This window comes from Phycicoccus sp. Soil748, from assembly GCF_001428025.1.
Taxonomy (GTDB): Bacteria; Actinomycetota; Actinomycetes; order Actinomycetales; family Dermatophilaceae; genus Pedococcus.
In genome coordinates this window covers 9,292-26,545 of record NZ_LMSC01000002.1, presented here as the reverse complement: position 1 = coordinate 26,545, position 17,254 = coordinate 9,292, and the positions used below count along the sequence as shown (strand labels likewise).

Sequence of the window (17,254 nt, the reverse complement as noted above, 5' to 3'; positions counted from 1 at the left end):
GCCGCCCCCAAGGCTAACGTCAGCGCGCAGGTGTCCCGCACCAGCGCCGTCAGGGGGTGCGGCGCCGCAGGGTCAGGCTCCCGAGCACCAGGGAGGCGACCACCCAGACGAGGATGACGACGGCGTCCCCGAGCACGTCGCTGCCCGGTGCGGTGCTGGTGGTCACCGCCTTCATGGCGTCGACGGCATACGACAGCGGCAGCACGTCCGAGACCGGGTGCAGGACGTCGGGGAGCCGGTCACGGGCCACGAGCAGCCCGCAGAGGAGGAACTGCGGCAGCACGAAGGCCGGCATGAACTGCACCGCCTGGAACTCGGTCCGGGCGAAGCCGCTCGCGAGCAGGCCCAGCGCCGAGCCGAGGAGGGCGTCGAGGACGGCGACGGCGACCAGCTGCCAGAGCGGCCCGGCGACGTCGAGGCCGCAGACCCAGACGGCGAACGCGGTGGCCACCAGCGCCTGCAGCACGGCCATGACCCCGAACGCGATCGCGTAGCCGAGCATGAAGTCGCCCTTGCCCATCGGGGTGGTGAGCAGCCGCTCGAGCGTCCCCGAGGTGCGTTCGCGCAGCGTCGCCACGCTGGTGACGATGAACATGACGACGAACGGGAAGACGCCGAGCAGGGGCGCGCCCAGGGCGTCGAACACCGGGGTGTCCTGGAAGATCCAGGCCAGCAGGCCGATGAGCACGCAGGGCACCACGAGCATCAGCCCGATGGTGCGGTGGTCGGCGCGCAGCTGGGCCAGCACCCGGCCGGCCGTGACGAGGGTGCGGTGGACGTTCATCGGGCTGCCTCCTCGGCACGGTCGATGAGGGCGAGGAAGGCGCCTTCGGCGTCGGTGGTCCCGGTGCGCTCGAGGAGGTCCGGCAGCGTCGCATCAGCCAGGACCCGCCCCTCCCTCAGCAGCAGCAGCCGGTCGCAGCGGGCGGCCTCGTCCATCACGTGGCTCGATACGAGCAACGAACGACCCTGCGCCGCAAGGCGGTTGAAGAGCCCCCACAGGTCGCGGCGGAGGACGGGGTCGAGCCCGACGGTGGGCTCGTCGAGGACGAGGAGCTCGGGGTCGCCGACGAGCGCGGCGGCGAGCGAGACCCTCGACCGCTGGCCGCCCGAGAGCCGGCCGACCAGGGCGTCCGCGTGGTCGGTGAGGTCGACGGCGGCGATGGCGTCGTCGGCCGAGGACCGCGGCGCGTCGAGCATCGCGGCGAAGTAGCGCACGTTGGCGCGCACGGACAGGTCGTCGTACACGCTCGGGTCCTGCGTGACGTAGCCGACCCGGTGCCGCAGGTCGGGTGAGCCGGCCGGCTCCCCCAGGACCCGGACGGTGCCTCCGGCCACGACCTGCACCCCGACGACGGCGCGGATCAGCGTCGACTTGCCGCTGCCGCTGGGCCCGAGCAGCCCCACGACCTGGCCGGCGGGCACGACCACGGAGAGGTCTGGCAGGACGGTGCGCCCGCCGCGCTCGACCGTGAGCCCCTCGACCTCGATGACGTTATTCATCATGCGATGAATAGTAGACCCGGGCGAGGGTCCGGACAAGGGTCGGTGGTCAGTCGTCCGGCGCCAGGTAGCCCTGCAGCGTGGGCCCCAGCATCGCCGCGAGCTCGTCGTGGCTGGCCCCGACCACGGCGGGCAGCTCGACGATGTAGCGCATCACGGCCAGCCCGATCATCTGCGAGGCCGCCAACCCCGCCCTCAGCTCGAGCTCGCGGGCGCCGGCGACCTTGCTGCGTCCCGCGGCCTCGCTGCGCCCGGCGGCCGGCGCCAGCTCCCGCATCACCCGGCCGAAGACCTCGCGGGTGAGGAACTCCCGCAGCATCAGGGTGGCCTCGTCGTGGGTCACCGCCGACCGCAGCAGCGCCTGGAACCGCTGCCGGTCCTCCTCGGAGTCCCAGACCGACAGGAACGTGCGCACCAGGGCCTCCCCGACCCGCTCGCGCGGCCCGTGCACGATGGCGCCGATCAGCACGGCCGGGTCGGCAGGGATGTCGAGCACCGCCGCGAAGAGCTTGGCCTTGCCGCCGAAGTAGTGGTGCACGAGGGCGGGGTCCACCTCGGCACGGCGCGCGATGCCCCGCACGGACGTCGCGTCGTAACCCTGCTCGGCGAAGTCGGCGCGCGCTGCGGTGAGGATGGCGGCACGGGTGTCGACGCCCCCGGGCCGCCGCCCGCGCGGGCTCACTGGACCCCGCCGACGACGGGGGCCGCCGCCGTCGCCAGGTGGAGGCGGGCGAACGCGAGTGCCTCCGCGAGGTCGAGCTCCCGCTCCTCCGCACCCAGCTTGCGGGTGCCCACCTCGACGACGACCGGCCCGGCATACCCCTGCGTCGCCAGCATCTCGAGGAACTCCGCGCACGGCTGGAGCCCACGACCGGGTACGAGGTGCTCGTCCTTGACCGAGCCGAGGCCGTCGGCGAGGTGCACGTGCGCCAGCCGCCCGCCCAGCACGCGCGCCATCTCCATCGCGTCCGAGCCGGCGGTGGCGGTGTGGGACAGGTCGAGGGTGACGTTGTCGTAGGCCTGCGGCACGGGGTCCCAGTGGGGCAGGTAGGCCTCGAAGTCACGCTGCCGGGCCCGCCACGGGAACATGTTCTCCACGGCGAGGGCGATGCCGGTCTCGTGCTCGCGCAGCGCCACACCCTCGACGAAGTCCCGGGCGTACTCCTTCTGCCACCGGAACGGCGGGTGCAGGACGACCGTGGACGCGCCGACCTCCTGGGCGAGCTCGATCGACTTGTCCACCTTGGTCCACGGGTCGGGCCCCCACACCCGCTGGGTCAGCAGCAGCGTCGGCGCGTGGATCGACACGATCGGCAGCCCGTGCAGGCCGCTCAGGGCAGAGAGCGCGCCGGCCTCCTGCGTCACCGGGTCGGTCCAGACCATGACCTCGACGCCGTCGTAGCCGAGCCGGGCCGCAGTCGCGAACGCAGCCGCGCAGTTCTCGGGGTAGACCGAGGCGGTCGACAGTGCCACCGAGGCACCGGGAACCGAGACCGCCGAGGGCATGCGACGAGCCTACCCACGGCCGCTGGGAGCGCCCCCGGGACGGTGCGCCGGGGTCAGCGCAGGGTGTCTGGCCCCCGCGCCGAAGTCCCAGACCTCGGGCCGGGGGGCGTGGCCCTCAGCCGAAGTCTGGGACTTCGGGCCAAGGGGGTGGTTTTGGCCCGAAGTCTGGGACTTCGGGCGGCGGTCTGGGGCGGAGTTGAGCGAGCGATGGCGGTAGGGGGCCGCCGGCGCGGGGCGCCGGGGTCAGCGCAGGGTGTCGAGCCGGTCGAGGATGACGCCCTCGCGCAGCGCCCAAGGGCAGATGTCGAGGCGTTCGAGGTCGAGCAGGTCCATGGCCGCCTCGGCGACCATGGCGCCGGCCAGCAGCTGGCGCGACCGGCCCACGGACACCCCCGGGAGTTCCGCGCGGCGGGCGGCCGACAGCGTCGCGAGCCGGCCCACCAGGTCGGCGAGGGCCGCGCGCTCGAGGTGGCGCGCCGCGTACGGGCCCTCGCTGCTCGGGGCGGCGCCGGTGAGGCGCGCGAGGGAGCGCATCGTCTTGGACGTGCCCACCGCCCGGTCGGGGGGTCCGGCCTTGGCCAGGGGACGCAGCTCGCTGGCGAGCCGCACGCGGATGGCGCGACGAGCCTCCCGGACCACCTCGGCGGACGGCGGGTCCCCGGGCAGCAGGTCGCGGGTGAGGCGGCCGGCACCCAGCGGGAGGCTCACCGCGGCGTCCGGCTCCTCGTCCATGCCCGCCGCGAGCTCGAGCGAACCGCCCCCGATGTCGACGACGAGCAAGGTCCCGCTCGACCAGCCGAACCACCGCCGGGCCGCCAGGAAGGTCAGCCGCGCCTCGTCCTCGCCGGTGAGCACCTGCAGCGCCAGCCCGGTCCCCTCGTGCACCCGCTCCAGCACCTCGTCGCCGTTCGGCGCCTCGCGCACCGCGCTGGTCACGAACGCCATGACCTCCTCGACGCCCTGGTCCTCGGCCACGGTCAGGCACTCGGCGATGAAACCCGCGAGCGCCCTCTCGCCGGAGGAGGAGATGAGGCCCTCGTCGGTCACGTGCTCGGAGAGGCGCAGCTCGATCTTGTGCGAGGTCGCCGGCAGCGGCTGGGCGCCGCGGTGGGCGTCGACGACGAGCAGGTGGACGGTGTTGCTACCGACGTCGACCACCCCGAGGCGCATGCGCCCACGCTAGTGGTCGCTGCCCCGCACACCGGGTCTCGTCGCGCAGGACGGTGCAGACCGGGACAGACTGGGGTGCATGCCGACTGCTCCGACCCAGCCCCGGCTCGCCGAACGACCGCCTCCGCGGCCGTCCCGGCCCAGGTGGCCGCTGACCGCTGGCGTCGTCCTGCTCGGGTGGTGCCTGCTGGCGTGGACGGTCTTCGGTGCAGGCATCAACACCGCCCCGTTCTTCGGTGACATCCCGTCCCGCAGCCAGTACGTCGAGTCGGGGATGGCCTGCCTGACCGCCCTGCTGCCGGTGGCCCTGCTCCTGCTGATCGGGCGGCTGGCCGGCTCCCGCTGGGGGCTGCTGCTCCTGGCCGTGCCAGCGGTGCTGCTCGTGCCGCTGGGCCTCGAGATGCTGTCGAAGCCGGGCGACCCGACCGACCCCTCGGCCGGGCGGGCGGTGGGCGCCTCGGACGTGTTCGCCGACCTCACCCGGCCCAGCTGGGCGTCCGCCGTGGTGCTGTTCGTCGTCCTCGGGGCGGTGCTCGTCGCCCGGCGCCGCCGCGCGCGGGCCCTGCCCTCCGGTGGCGCGCGGGCCCTCCCCTCCGGTGGGGGCACCACGCCGTAGGGTTGCGGCGTGCCAGAAACCCCGCTCGACACCCCCCGCCTCTGGGTGGAGTTCACCGACCCGGCCGACACCGGCCAGCGGTTCCGGGTGGACCTCACCTGGCTGACGTCGAGCTGGACGTGCATCTTCGGCAACGGCTGCCAGGGCATCTACGCCGACCGGCCCGACGACGGCTGCTGCACCCTCGGCGCGCACTTCACCGATGACGACGACGTCAAGCGGGTCAAGAAGGTCGTCAAGGAGCTCGGCGAGGACGAGTGGCAGCTCCACCCCGGGTCGACCAAGCTCTCGGCCTGGACCGAGCCCGAGGACGACGCCATCAAGACCAAGGTCGTCGACGGCGCGTGCATCTTCCTCAACCGCCCCGGCTTCCCGGCCGGCGCCGGCTGCGCGTTGCACCAGCACGCCGTGCTGCACGGCAAGGAGCCCCACACGGTGAAGCCCGACGTGTGCTGGCAGCTGCCCATCCGGCGCACCTACCGCACGGTCGAGCTGCCCGACGGCTCGTCCTGGCAGGAGGTGACCATCACGGAGTACGACCGGCGCGGCTGGGGCCCCGGCGGTCACGACCTCGACTGGTACTGCTCGGGCAACCCTGAGGCACACGTCGGCCGTGAGCCCGTCTTCCGCAGCAACCGCGGTGAGCTCGTCGAGCTCATGGGCGAGGACGCGTACGCCGAGCTCGCCGTGCGCTGCGAGGCCCACCTGGCGAGCGTGAAGGCTGCGCGGAACGCCTACTCCCGCAAGATGCTTCCCCTCATGGTGCACCCGGCGACGCTGGCCGCGCAGGAGGGTCGCCGGCGCCAGTGAGCGAGCCGACAGGCCCCCAGCACCCGCCGACGCGGAGCCCGAACATCTGGGACTCCCCCGACGTCTACGAGGTCGAGAACCTCGGCGCCGACCCCGACGGCGTCATCGAGGCGGCCATGGCACGGCTGCACCCCTTCGAGGGAGCTGACCTGCTCGACGTGGGGTGCGGCACCGGGTTCCACCTGCCGCGCTTCGTCGAGCTGGGCTGCACCGGCGTGGTCGGCGTCGAGCCCCACCCGCCGCTGCTCGCCGTGGCCCGCGAGCGCACCGCCGGTATGCAGCGGGTGCGCGTCGAGGAGGGGGTCGCCCAGTCGCTGCCCCTCGGGGACCACTCCGTCGACGTCGCCCATGCGCGCTGGGCCTACTTCTTCGGGGCCGGGAGCGAGCCGGGGCTGCGTGAGCTCGAGCGGGTGGTGCGGCCGGGCGGGACGGCGTTCGTGATCGACAACGACGCCACGCGCTCGACCTTCGGGCGCTGGTTCGCCCGGGCCAACCCGTCCTACGACCCGCTGGCGGTCGAGCGGTTCTGGGCACGGCAGGGCTGGTCCCGCGAGGCGCTGGCCATCCGCTGGGACTTCGCCCGGCGCGAGGACCTCGAGGCGGTCGTGCGCATCGAGTTCCCCGACACGGCGGCCGAGGGCATCCTCGCCGAGCACGAGGGCACCGGCGTCGACTACGCCGTCAACCTGTGGTGGCGCCGCTTCTGACTCCGGCGCAGGATGTGGGGCACCGCAACCAACGGAGGTTCGCATGACTGGACAGATCGCCAGGGCGCAGGTCGAGGTCGACGCCGACCGGCCGCGCGTGTGGGAGGCGCTCACCGACCCCGACCAGGTGGCCCGATACATGATGGGCAGCCGCGTGGAGACCGACTGGGCCGTCGGCAGCCCGATCACCTGGTCCGGTGAGATGGACGGCAAGCCCTACCAGGACAAGGGCGAGGTGCTTCGGGCCGACCCGGGCTGGGTGCTCGAGGTGACCCACTACAGCCCGCTGATGGGCCAGGAGGACCGGCCCGAGAACTACCACACGGTCCGCTACGAGCTGGCCTCGTCCGACGGGGGTGGCACGGTCGTCACCCTCTCCCAGGACGGGTGCGCCGACGAGCAGCAGGCGCAGCAGTTCTCGCAGAGCTGGCAGGGGATGCTCGACGGGATGAAGCAGGTCGTCGAGTCGTCCTGACCGGGTCCGTCCGGGCAGGAGTGCGAGCCCGGCCCCCGCGGGACCTGCCTGTCGGAGCCGCCACGTAGGTTGTCGCCCATGGCAACCAAGACGTCGACCCGGGCGAGCGGCTACCGCTGCAGCGAGTGCGGCTGGACCACCGCCAAGTGGGTCGGGCGCTGCGGCGAGTGCCAGTCGTGGGGCAGCGTGGCCGAGGTCGGCGCGGTCACCGTCCGCACCACCGCGGCCGCCCGGGTCGAGCGCCCCGCGCTGCCCATCGGCGACGTCGACGTCCGCCGGGCCGAGGCGAGGTCCACAGGCGTCGACGAGTTCGACCGGGTCCTGGGCGGCGGCCTCGTGCCGGGCGCCGTGGTCCTCGTGGCCGGCGAGCCCGGCATCGGCAAGTCGACCCTGCTGCTCGACGTGGCCGCGCGCGCGGCCCGTTCCGGCGGCGGCCGCACGGTCCTCTACGTCAGCGGCGAGGAGTCCGCAGCCCAGGTCCGCATGCGCGCCGAGCGCATCGAGGCCATGGCCACGACCCTGTTCCTCGCCTCCGAGACCGACCTGGCGACCGTGCTGGGGCAGATCGCGACGATCGAGCCCGACCTCGTGGTCGTCGACTCGGTCCAGACCATCTCCAGCGGCGACATCGAGGGCTCCGCCGGCAACGTCAGCCAGGTGCGCGAGGTCGCCGCCTCGGTGATCCAGGTCGCCAAGTCGCGAGGCATCGCCACCCTGCTGGTCGGGCACGTCACCAAGGACGGCTCGATCGCCGGACCGCGGGTGCTCGAGCACCTCGTCGACGTCGTCGTGCAGTTCGAGGGCGACCGGCACTCCCAGCTGCGGCTCGTGCGCGCGGTGAAGAACCGCTACGGCCCCACCGACGAGGTGGGCTGCTTCGAGCTGTCGGACGCCGGCATCACGGGGCTCGCGGACCCCAGCGGCTTGTTCCTGTCCCGCAGCACCCTGACCGTCCCCGGCACCTGCGTGACCGTCACGCTGGAGGGGCGCCGCCCCCTCATGACCGAGGTGCAGGCCCTGGTCGCCAAGAGCGAGATCCCGACGCCACGGCGCGCCACCAGCGGGCTCGACTCCGCCCGCGCCGCCATGATCATCGCGGTCCTCGCCAAGCGGGCCGGGGCGCCGATCGGCAGCTCCGACGTCTACCTGTCGACCGTCGGCGGGGTGCGGCTCACCGAGCCGGCCTCCGACCTCGCCATCGCGCTGGCCGTCGCGAGCTCGGTGATGGACCGCCCCCTGGTCGAGCGCTCCATCGCCTTCGGCGAGCTCGGGCTCGCGGGCGAGCTGCGGCCCGTCGGCGGCATACCCCGTCGTCTGGCCGAGGCCGCGAGGCTCGGGTTCCGCACCGCCTACGTGCCCGCCGGGGTCCTCACCAAGGGCCAGGCGCCCACTGGAATGCGGGTCGTGGAGTGTGCCGACATCCGCAGCGCGGTGCACTCCGCGCTGCAGCCCGCGCACGGTTAGACTCGCGCCAGACCGGACCGGCGGCACACCAAGGGGACTGACACGTGGATCTTCGCGAGGACGATGCGCTTCGCGCCACCCTCGCCGCAGTGGCGCCGGGCACCGAGCTGAGAGACGGCCTCGAGCGCATCCTGCGCGGCCGCACCGGCGCCCTGATCGTGCTCGGCCACGACCGCACCGTCGAGCAGATCTCGACCGGCGGCTTCCCGCTCGACGTCGAGTTCTCCGCCACCCGGCTGCGCGAGCTCGCCAAGATGGACGGCGCGATCGTGGTCGACCGCGAGGTCACCCGCATCCTGCGCGCCGCGACCCAGCTGCTGCCCGACTCCTCCATCGAGACCAGTGAGTCCGGCACCCGGCACCGCACGGCGGAACGTGTCGCCAAGCAGACCGGGTACCCCGTCGTCTCGGTGAGCCAGTCCATGCGGATCGTCGCGCTCTACGTCGCCGGGCGCCGCCACGTGCTCGAGGACTCCAGCGCCATCCTGTCGCGCGCCAACCAGGCCCTGCAGACGCTCGAGCGCTACAAGTCCAGGCTCGACGAGGTCACCGGCACCCTGTCCGCCCTGGAGATCGAGGACCTCGTCACGGTCCGCGACGTCGCGAGCGTCCTGCAGCGCCTCGAGATGGTCCGGCGGATCCGCGACGAGATCTCCGGCTACGTCGTCGAGCTCGGCGTCGACGGGCGCCTGCTGACCCTGCAGCTCGAGGAGCTCACCGGCGGCCTCGGCAACGACCGCGAGCTCGTCATCCGCGACTACCTGCCGGTCACCCGCGCAGGCCTGCAGCTCCACGAGGCGATGGCCGCCCTGGAGGAGCTGACGTCCACCGAGCTGCTCGACCTCTCGGCCGGCGCCAAGGCAGTCGGCTTCGCCATCGGCGGCGACGCCCTCGACTCGGCCGTCAGCCCCTGCGGTTACCGCCTGCTGAGCAAGGTGCCGCGCCTGCCCGGCGCCATCGTCGACCGGCTCGTCGACCACTTCGGGAGCCTGCAGAAGCTGCTCGCCGCCAACCTCGAGGAGCTCATGGACGTCGAGGGGGTCGGCGAGGGCCGCGCCCGTGCCGTCCGCGAGGGCCTGTCGCGCCTCGCCGAGTCGAGCATCCTCGAACGCTACGTGTGACCAGCCTGGCCGCCCCCGAGCGGCTGCACGAACGGGTGCTGGAGTGGTACTCCACCGCCGCGCGTGACCTGCCGTGGCGCACCGACGAGGCGACGCCCTGGGGCATCTTCGTCTCCGAGGTCATGCTGCAGCAGACGCCGGTTGCCCGTGTCCTGCCCGTCTGGCTGGAGTGGCTGGCGCGCTGGCCCGAGCCGGCCGACCTGGCGGCGCAGCCACCCGGCGACGCCGTCCGTGCCTGGGGCAGGCTCGGCTACCCGCGGCGCGCGCTGCGGCTGCACGCCGCGGCCGTCGCCATCACCGAGCGGTTCGGGGGGATGGTCCCGGGCACCGAGGCCGAGCTCGCGACGCTGCCCGGCGTCGGCACCTACACCGCTGCAGCCGTGTCGACCTTCGCCTTCGGGCAGCGCACGACCGTGGTCGACACCAACGTCCGCCGGGTGCTCGCGAGGGCCGTGGGCGGCGATGCGTATGCCGCGCCGTCGCCCACGCGTGCGGAGCTCGTGACCGCCGCCGAGCTGGTGCCCCCGGAGCCACCTCGGGCGCGCACCTGGAGCGTCGCCGTGATGGAGCTCGGCGCCCTCGTCTGCACCTCCCGGAGCCCGCGTTGCGGAGCCTGCCCGATCCGGGACCTGTGCGCGTGGCGGCTCGCGGGCAGTCCCGCGCACGAGGGCCCGCCACGGCGCGGGCAGGCGTGGGAGGGCACCGACCGCCAGATGCGCGGGGCCCTGCTACGGCTGCTGCGCGAGAGCGACGGGCCCGTGTCCCGCGAACAGATCGAGGCGGTGTCCCCGCTCGCCCTGCAACGCGAGCGATGCCTGGACTCCCTCGTGGCCGACGGCCTCGTCGAGCCCCTGGCCCGCGACTTCTTCCAGCTGCCCGGGGCACGGGAGGCGAGCTGAGATGAGCGCGGGCCCGGGTGTCGGCGGTGGGGAGCACGACGGCACGCACGGCACGGCCCGGCGCGCGGGCACGGTACTGCGCCGTGGCGCCTCGGCCACCGGCCGGGCGATCGGCCACGGCACCGTCGCCGGCGCACGGCTCGCGGGGCGGGGCGGACGCGCCGGAGCCCGCCGAGCCCGTGCCTACACACACTCCGCCGGAGCCGGAGAGAGCGGCCTCGCGCGCATCATCGAGCTCCACTTCGTCAACCTCGCGGGCGACGCGGCCCTCACCGTCAGCCTCGCCGGCACCATCTTCGCCATCCCCACCGACGAGGCCCGCGGACAGGTGGCGCAGTTCCTCGCCCTGACGATGGCGCCGTTCGCGCTGCTCGCCCCGTTCATCGGTCCGCTGCTCGACCGGTTCCGCCACGGCCGGCGCTGGGCCATCGGCACGACGCTCGCCCTGCGCGCGTTCCTGTGCTGGGTGCTCGCCGGGGCCGTGACCGACGGGTCGGCGTGGCTGTTCCCCGCCGCGCTGGGGTGCCTGGTCGCGTCCAAGGCGTACGGCGTCACCCGCGCCTCCGCGGTGCCGCGCCTCCTGCCGCCGGGGTTCAGCCTGGTCAACGCCAACTCGCGCAACGCCCTTGCCGGGGTCGCCGGCATGGCGGTGGGCGGCGGCCTGGCCGGGGCTGCGGCCAGGGTGGGGCCGGAGTGGTCGCTGCGCCTGGCCTTCCTCATCTACGTCGTGGGCACGGTCCTGGCGATCCGGCTGCCGTCGCGGGTGGACTCCAGCAGCGGCGAGCTCGACATCGAGGACACCGGCCCCGTGCCCGTGCCACCTCGCGGCAGCGGCGAGCGCACGAGCCTCGGCCGCCGGCTGCGCTCACGGGTGGCGGCCCTGCCGACCACCGTGCTCGTGGCGCTGTGGAGCGCCGTCGGGGCCAGGCTGCTCACCGGGTTCCTCACGCTGTTCATGGCGTTCCTCATGCGCGAGCACCCGATCCCGGGCCACAGCGGAACGCTCGTGCTGGGGCTCGTCGTCGGCGCAGCCGGTGCAGGCAATGCGCTGGGCACCGTGGTCGGCAACGCCCTGCGCCGGCTGCGCCCGGACGTCATCATCGCCGTCGCCCTCATCGCCGACGTCCTCGCCGCCCTGGCCGCGGCCTTCTTCTACTCGCTGGTGACCCTGCTCGTCCTCGGCCTCGTCGCCGGGCTCGCCGCCCAGCTCATCAAGCTCAGCAGCGACGCGGTCGTGCAGCGCGACATCGAGGAGTCGGTGCGGACGCGGGTGTTCGCGTGGTCCGAGACGGTGCTGCAGATCGCCTGGGTGGTGGGCGGCGGCATCGGCATCGGCCTGCCCCTGGTCCCACAGCTGGGGTTCGGGGTCATCTCGGCCCTGCTGGTGGTCGTGCTGGGCGTCTCGGTCCGCATCCGGATGGTCCGGCCCGGAGCCGCCGCGCCCCACCACCGGTGACGACCGACCTGCGGAGCCGGCTTCGATGAGCGGCGCCGACGCCCTCGAGGCGGTCGCGCGGGCGCACCGTGCCGAGTGGGCGCGGGTCGTCGCCACGCCGGCCGGGCGCTTCAGCGACGTCGACGTCGCGAGGGCCGCCGCCACGGCAAGGAGAAGACCTCAGAGAGTGCGGAGCATCCGGGTGTTGCCGAGGGTGTTGGGCTTGACCCGTTCGAGGTCGAGGAACTCCGCCACGCCCTCGTCGTACGACCGCACCAGCTCGGCGTAGACCTCGGGGTCGACGGCCTGGCCCTCGATCACCTCGAACCCGTGGCGGCCGAAGAAGTCGACCTCGAAGGTGAGGCAGAAGAGCCGCTCGACCCCCAGCTCGCGGGCGTCCTCCACGAGGGCCTCGAGGAGCCTGGAGCCAACGCCCAGGCCCTTGGCCTCCGGGCTCACCGCGAGGGTGCGGATCTCGGCGAGGTCCTCCCACATCACGTGCAGCGCACCGAAACCCACGACGCGGCCGCCCACCTCGCCGACGCGGAACTGCTGCACCGCTTCGTAGTAGGTGACTGCGTCCTTGGACACCAGGACCCGCGACTCGGCGTGCGGACGGACGATCTCGCGGATGGTGCGGATGTCGCTGGTCCTGGCACGCCGTACGACCACGTCTCCCGGGGCCTCAGGCACCGAGGCGCCCGTCCTTCATGTCGCTGAAGGTGCTCTGCGCCTGGCTGCCCAGGAGCACCACGGACTGCCCCTCCCGGGTGCCGATCGCGCCGGGCACGACCCTGTTGGGGACCTTGGCGGTGTCGCTGAGGTAGAGGCTGGCGCAGAGGTTCAGCACCTGCGTCGGCGTCAGGCTGGTCGCCAGGTGGGAACCCATGAGGCCGAGCAGGCGCGCCAGCTGGGCGGGGCCGAGCTTCTGTGCCATGACCATGCCGGCCTTGATGAGCTCGCCCTGGTTGGCCGAGCGCCCGAAGTCGCCGTTGGGCAGGTGCTTGCGCTCCCGCGCCAGGGCCAGGGCGGTCTTGGACGTGAGCTTGTTGGTGCCGGCCTTGACGATCTGGAAGTTGTCGACACTGCGCAGCGACTGCTTGGCCACGAAGATGATGCCGCCGAGGCTGTCGACCATCCCGCGGAAGCCGTAGAAGCCGGTGATGACGTAGCCGTCGATCTGCACCCCCGACGCCTTCTCGATGGTGCGCACCTGGCCCTTGGCGCCACCGAACACCAGGGCGGCGTTGACCTTGGCGTTGCCGCCCGACGACAGCGGCACCCACGAGTCGCGCGGGATGCCGACGATGCCGCCGACGCCCTTGTGGTCGACGCCGATGATGTGCAGCGCGTCGCCACGGCACTTCTCGACCGGCTGGCCGGGGCGGGCGTCGGAGCCGATGGCCAGCACCCGCATCGTCGGGAAGTCCGGGCGGTAGACGGCCATCGAGGGCCACCAGCCGCCCACGACCGACCACGAGGAGGTGCCCTTGACCAGGAGGGTGACGTCCTTGCCGTGCACGATGCTGGCCACCGTCGACCCCATCCAGCGCCCCGTGGTGCCGGACACGGCGACCGAGCTCTTGAGGACCTTGCGCCTGGCCAGCGCCGACGCCACGTCGCCGCTCGCCGGCACCTTGCCGCCGAGGTAGAGGGTGCCAAGCACGGCGAGCAGGTCCTTGGGCAGGCCCTTGCCCGTCACCGCGGGCTTGGCGGGGGCCGGCGCAGCCGTGGTCGTGGTGGTCGAGGACGTGGTCGACGGCGGGGTCGCCTTCTTCTTGTCCTTCGAGCAGGCGGCCAGGGTCAGCGGTGCCGCGACCAGCCCGAGGAGCACGGAGCGGCGGGGCAGCGAGGAGGGCAGCGCGAAGCGCTTCGAGGGGGAAGCCACGCCACCAATCTACGACGGAGCGTTCGGTGCGCCGTACACCGTCGCCTCCTCCGGGCGCGTCCCGGGGCCCCGGGTCGGCGATGGGCAGGGGGTCGAGTAGCCGACTCGCGCAGGTTGTCGCTGTGCTCGACTGCCCCGCGTGGGGTTTCGCGTCGACCCGCGCGGGGACGCGCAGAGGGCGGCACCCGTGGGGTGCCGCCCTCTGGCGGTGGGTACGGCGCGCGGTGACCGCGCGCCGTACCGGTGGTCACTCCGAGGAGTCGCCCACCGTCTCGACGACGGGGAGCTCAATCCCGCTCGGGTGCGGCGTGCCGACGAAGGTGAACGTCGCCGACTTGCCCTCGCCGTCGGCGTTGACGAGCACCAGCTCGCCCGCCTTCAGCTCGCCGTACAGGATCTTCTCGGACAGGACGTCCTCGATCTCGCGCTGGATGGTGCGGCGCAGCGGGCGCGCACCGAGCACGGGGTCGTAGCCCTTCTTGGCCAGCGCGTTCTTGGCCTCGGTCGTGAGCTCGATGCCCATGTCCTTGTCCTTGAGGCGCTTGTCCAACTTGGCGATCTCGAGGTCGACGATGGCGACGATCTCCTCCTGCGTGAGCTGGGGGAAGACGATCGTGTCATCGACACGGTTGAGGAACTCGGGGCGGAAGTGCTGCTTGAGCTCGTCCGTGACCTTGTTCTTCATCCGCTCGTAGTCGCTGCGGGTGTCCGCGCCGGCCGAGAAGCCGAGCGAACCCTTGGAGATGTCCCGCGTGCCGAGGTTGGTCGTCATGATGATGACGGTGTTCTTGAAGTCGACCATCCGACCCTGGGAGTCGGTGAGGCGGCCGTCCTCGAGCACCTGCAGCAGCGAGTTGAAGATGTCCGGGTGGGCCTTCTCGACCTCGTCGAACAGCACCACCGAGAACGGCTTGCGGCGCACCTTCTCCGTGAGCTGGCCACCCTCTTCGTAGCCGACGTAGCCGGGGGGCGAGCCGAACAGGCGCGACACCGTGTGCTTCTCGGAGAACTCGCTCATGTCGAGCTGGATGAGGCTGTCCTCGTCGCCGAAGAGGAACTCGGCCAGCGTCTTGGCGAGCTCGGTCTTACCGACACCGGTGGGGCCGGCGAAGATGAACGAGCCGCCGGGGCGACGCGGGTCCTTGAGGCCTGCCCGGGTGCGGCGGATCGCCTGGGACAGAGCCTTGATGGCGTCGTCCATGCCGACGATGCGCTTGTGCAGCTCGTCCTCCATGTGGAGCAGCCGCGAGGACTCCTCCTCGGTGAGCTTGAAGACCGGGATGCCGGTGCTGGCAGCCAGGACCTCGGCGATGAGCTCCTCGTCGACCTCGGCCACGACGTCCATGTCGCCGGACTTCCACTGCGACTCGCGCTCGGCCTTCTGGGCGAGCAGCTTCTTCTCGTCGTCGCGCAGGCTGGCGGCCTTCTCGAAGTCCTGGCCGTCGATGGCCGACTCCTTCTCCAGGCGCACGGCGGCGATCTTCTCGTCGAACTCCCGCAGGTCCGGCGGTGCGGTCATCCGGCGGATGCGCAACCGCGCGCCCGCCTCGTCGATGAGGTCGATCGCCTTGTCCGGGAGGAACCGGTCGTTGATGTAGCGGTCGGCGAGGTTGGCCGCAGAGACCAGCGCGCCGTCGGTGATGGACACCCGGTGGTGCGCCTCGTAGCGGTCTCGCAGGCCCTTGAGGATCTCGATCGCGTGGCTGAGCGTGGGCTCGGCGACCTGGATCGGCTGGAAGCGGCGCTCGAGCGCCGAGTCCTTCTCGATGTGCTTGCGGTACTCGTCGAGCGTGGTCGCACCGATGGTCTGGAGCTCACCACGGGCCAGCATCGGCTTGAGGATGCTGGCGGCGTCGATCGCGCCCTCGGCGGCACCCGCACCCACGAGGGTGTGGATCTCGTCGATGAACAGGATGATGTCGCCGCGGGTGCGGATCTCCTTGAGGACCTTCTTCAGCCGCTCCTCGAAGTCACCGCGGTAGCGGCTGCCGGCGACGAGCGCGCCGAGGTCGAGGGTGTAGAGCTGCTTGTCCTTGAGGGTCTCGGGCACCTCGCCCTTGACGATGTCCTGGGCCAGGCCCTCGACGACGGCGGTCTTGCCGACGCCGGGCTCACCGATCAGCACCGGGTTGTTCTTGGTGCGGCGGGACAGCACCTGCATGACCCGCTCGATCTCCTTCTCGCGCCCGATGACCGGGTCGAGCTTGCCCTCGCGGGCGGCCATGGTGAGGTTGCGGCCGAACTGGTCGAGCACGAGCGACCCCGCGGGGGTGCCCTCCTGCTGGACCCCGCCGCCGACACCGGCGGCCTGGCCCTCCTTGCCCTGGTAACCCGAGATCAGCTGGATGACCTGCTGGCGCACCCGGTTGAGGTCGGCCCCGAGCTTGACGAGGACCTGCGCGGCCACGCCCTCACCCTCGCGGATGAGACCGAGCAGGATGTGCTCGGTGCCGATGTAGTTGTGGCCGAGCTGCAGCGCCTCGCGGAGGCTGAGCTCGAGGACCTTCTTCGCCCTGGGCGTGAAGGGAATGTGGCCGCTCGGGGCCTGCTGCCCCTGGCCGATGATCTCCTGCACCTGCTCGCGGACGGACTCCAGCGAGATACCGAGGCTCTCCAGAGCCTTGGAGGCGACGCCTTCACCCTCGTGGATGAGGCCGAGCAGGATGTGCTCCGTGCCGATGTAGTTGTGGTTGAGCATGCGCGCCTCTTCCTGCGCAAGCACCACCACCCGACGGGCCCGGTCGGTGAACCGTTCAAACATCTTTCTGCTCCTGCCTATCGAGATCACCTCGATGCTATCCGTGCGGCACGCACCCCGCTCACGCCTTCCGGCGACCGATACCTGATCGGGACGCTCCGAGGCGCGCGCTTGATGCTTGTCGCGACGCTTGTCCGGTGGAACGCGGGGCCTCCCACCCCTGTTCCCGGCCCTGAGCCGGGTCGGCTCATGTTCGCCGTGAGCGGACGGACCTGGGTCACGCGCTCGGCTGGGGCGAGGCCCGGGTCGGCCCGGGTGGGGCCGGGTGGGGCCGGGTACTGGCGGTGGGAAGTGCGCTTGGTCACGCCGCCGGGCCCTTGCGACGCACCTCGTCGACGTGCTCCATCGCCTGCCTCAGCTCGGCGAGCCAGCTGTCGGACTTCTCGCCGACGAGCCGCACGCACCAGGCGAGGGCCTCGGAGCGCGACCGGGCGACACCGGCCTCGACGAGGGTGTCGAGCACCTTGCGCTCGGGCTGGCGCAACCGGGTCATGACCGGCGCGGCGAGGTGGGTGAAGAGGACCTCGGTGTCGCCGATGCGCACACCCCAGGAGACCTTGCGGCCCGAGAGGTGCTCGAGCTCGCGGGCGATCTCGATGCGGCGTTCGCGGGTGTCCTCACGGAAGGAGGCGATGCGGCCGCGCGCGGCGATCTCGCGCTCGGTCTGGTCGTCGGAGTCGAGCTCGGGCGCCGCGAGGGTGCCGACCACGAGCAGCTCGTCGCGGTCGCGGGTGACCTCGACGGGGCCGGTGAACCAGTCAGTCGGGAGTCGGCCGGCCAGCCAGGCTTCCGCTGTTGTCTTCGTTGTCATGTAACGATGATTACAAGATTACGAACGGTGCGCCAGAGGCGTCCGCTGAGGGCGAAACNCGTGGCGCGTACGGGCGCCGGGCGGCGACTTT

17 protein-coding genes are annotated in these 17,254 nt (G+C 72.5%); 8 read left to right on the top strand and 9 right to left on the bottom strand.

Translation table 11 applies throughout. The annotated features are described in order from the left end of the window. Positions 1-49: 49 nt before the first annotated feature. From ASG70_RS01515 to ASG70_RS01495, 5 genes are all read right to left on the bottom strand, one after another. Positions 50-784, bottom strand: coding sequence for an ABC transporter permease (locus tag ASG70_RS01515; protein ID WP_056882103.1), 735 nt, complete (start codon positions 782-784; stop codon positions 50-52). Continuing rightward, entirely contained in the window at positions 781-1,506 is a 726-nt protein-coding gene (locus tag ASG70_RS01510; protein WP_056882102.1) for an ABC transporter ATP-binding protein, read from the bottom strand. Before ASG70_RS01510 ends, ASG70_RS01515 begins: the two co-directional genes overlap by 4 nt. A gap of 46 nt (positions 1,507-1,552) precedes the next feature. Then, entirely contained in the window at positions 1,553-2,185 is a 633-nt protein-coding gene (locus ASG70_RS01505) for a TetR family transcriptional regulator (RefSeq protein WP_056882101.1), read from the bottom strand. Then, on the bottom strand, positions 2,182-3,009 hold the full coding sequence (locus tag ASG70_RS01500; RefSeq protein WP_056882100.1) for a sugar phosphate isomerase/epimerase: 828 nt from the start codon (positions 3,007-3,009) through the stop codon (positions 2,182-2,184). Before ASG70_RS01500 ends, ASG70_RS01505 begins: the two co-directional genes overlap by 4 nt. Before the next feature lie 243 nt (positions 3,010-3,252). Beyond that, positions 3,253-4,179, bottom strand: a complete 927-nt coding sequence (locus ASG70_RS01495; protein ID WP_056882099.1) for a Ppx/GppA phosphatase family protein — start codon at positions 4,177-4,179, stop codon at positions 3,253-3,255. A gap of 79 nt (positions 4,180-4,258) precedes the next feature. Here ASG70_RS01495 and ASG70_RS01490 point away from each other — a divergent pair, with 79 nt between their 5' ends. The 8 genes from ASG70_RS01490 to ASG70_RS01455 all read left to right on the top strand — a co-directional run bounded on the left by ASG70_RS01490 (position 4,259) and on the right by ASG70_RS01455 (position 11,727). Beyond that, the gene (locus ASG70_RS01490) at positions 4,259-4,795 is read left to right on the top strand and encodes a hypothetical protein (RefSeq protein ID WP_056882098.1); all 537 of its coding nucleotides are present in this window, start codon (positions 4,259-4,261) and stop codon (positions 4,793-4,795) included. Between the two features lie 9 nt (positions 4,796-4,804). Next, positions 4,805-5,605, top strand: coding sequence for a hypothetical protein (locus ASG70_RS01485; RefSeq protein WP_056882097.1), 801 nt, complete (start codon positions 4,805-4,807; stop codon positions 5,603-5,605). Further along, positions 5,602-6,312 (top strand): class I SAM-dependent methyltransferase, encoded by a 711-nt coding sequence (locus ASG70_RS01480; protein WP_056882096.1) that lies wholly within the window; start codon positions 5,602-5,604, stop codon positions 6,310-6,312. The genes ASG70_RS01485 and ASG70_RS01480 overlap by 4 nt, the downstream gene beginning before the upstream one ends. A 43-nt stretch (positions 6,313-6,355) precedes the next feature. Next, positions 6,356-6,787, top strand: a complete 432-nt coding sequence (locus tag ASG70_RS01475) for an SRPBCC domain-containing protein (protein WP_056882095.1) — start codon at positions 6,356-6,358, stop codon at positions 6,785-6,787. Between the two features lie 78 nt (positions 6,788-6,865). Next, positions 6,866-8,251 carry a DNA repair protein RadA gene (gene radA, locus ASG70_RS01470; RefSeq protein WP_056882094.1) on the top strand — a complete coding sequence of 462 codons (1,386 nt, stop codon included), beginning with the start codon at positions 6,866-6,868 and terminating at the stop codon, positions 8,249-8,251. Between the two features lie 44 nt (positions 8,252-8,295). Further along, positions 8,296-9,372, top strand: a complete 1,077-nt coding sequence (disA, locus tag ASG70_RS01465; RefSeq protein ID WP_056882093.1) for a DNA integrity scanning diadenylate cyclase DisA — start codon at positions 8,296-8,298, stop codon at positions 9,370-9,372. Next, positions 9,369-10,271 (top strand): A/G-specific adenine glycosylase, encoded by a 903-nt coding sequence (locus ASG70_RS01460; RefSeq protein ID WP_369818861.1) that lies wholly within the window; start codon positions 9,369-9,371, stop codon positions 10,269-10,271. Before disA ends, ASG70_RS01460 begins: the two co-directional genes overlap by 4 nt. Position 10,272: 1 nt before the next feature. Next, positions 10,273-11,727 carry an MFS transporter gene (locus ASG70_RS01455; RefSeq protein WP_082589939.1) on the top strand — a complete coding sequence of 485 codons (1,455 nt, stop codon included), beginning with the start codon at positions 10,273-10,275 and terminating at the stop codon, positions 11,725-11,727. A gap of 159 nt (positions 11,728-11,886) precedes the next feature. Here the strand turns inward: ASG70_RS01455 and ASG70_RS01450 are convergent, their stop codons facing one another. The 4 genes from ASG70_RS01450 to ASG70_RS01430 all read right to left on the bottom strand — a co-directional run bounded on the left by ASG70_RS01450 (position 11,887) and on the right by ASG70_RS01430 (position 17,163). Further along, a complete protein-coding gene (locus tag ASG70_RS01450; protein ID WP_056882092.1) occupies positions 11,887-12,399 on the bottom strand; it encodes an amino-acid N-acetyltransferase in 513 nt (170 codons plus the stop codon). Continuing rightward, positions 12,392-13,594 carry an LCP family protein gene (locus ASG70_RS01445; RefSeq protein WP_156399768.1) on the bottom strand — a complete coding sequence of 401 codons (1,203 nt, stop codon included), beginning with the start codon at positions 13,592-13,594 and terminating at the stop codon, positions 12,392-12,394. The genes ASG70_RS01450 and ASG70_RS01445 overlap by 8 nt, the downstream gene beginning before the upstream one ends. A gap of 247 nt (positions 13,595-13,841) precedes the next feature. Next, entirely contained in the window at positions 13,842-16,355 is a 2,514-nt protein-coding gene (locus ASG70_RS01435; RefSeq protein ID WP_056882089.1) for an ATP-dependent Clp protease ATP-binding subunit, read from the bottom strand. Positions 16,356-16,653: 298 nt separating this feature from the next. After that, positions 16,654-17,163: a hypothetical protein gene (locus ASG70_RS01430; protein WP_056882088.1), complete on the bottom strand. Its 510-nt coding sequence runs from the start codon at positions 17,161-17,163 to the stop codon at positions 16,654-16,656. Between the last annotated feature and the right edge of the window lie 91 nt (positions 17,164-17,254).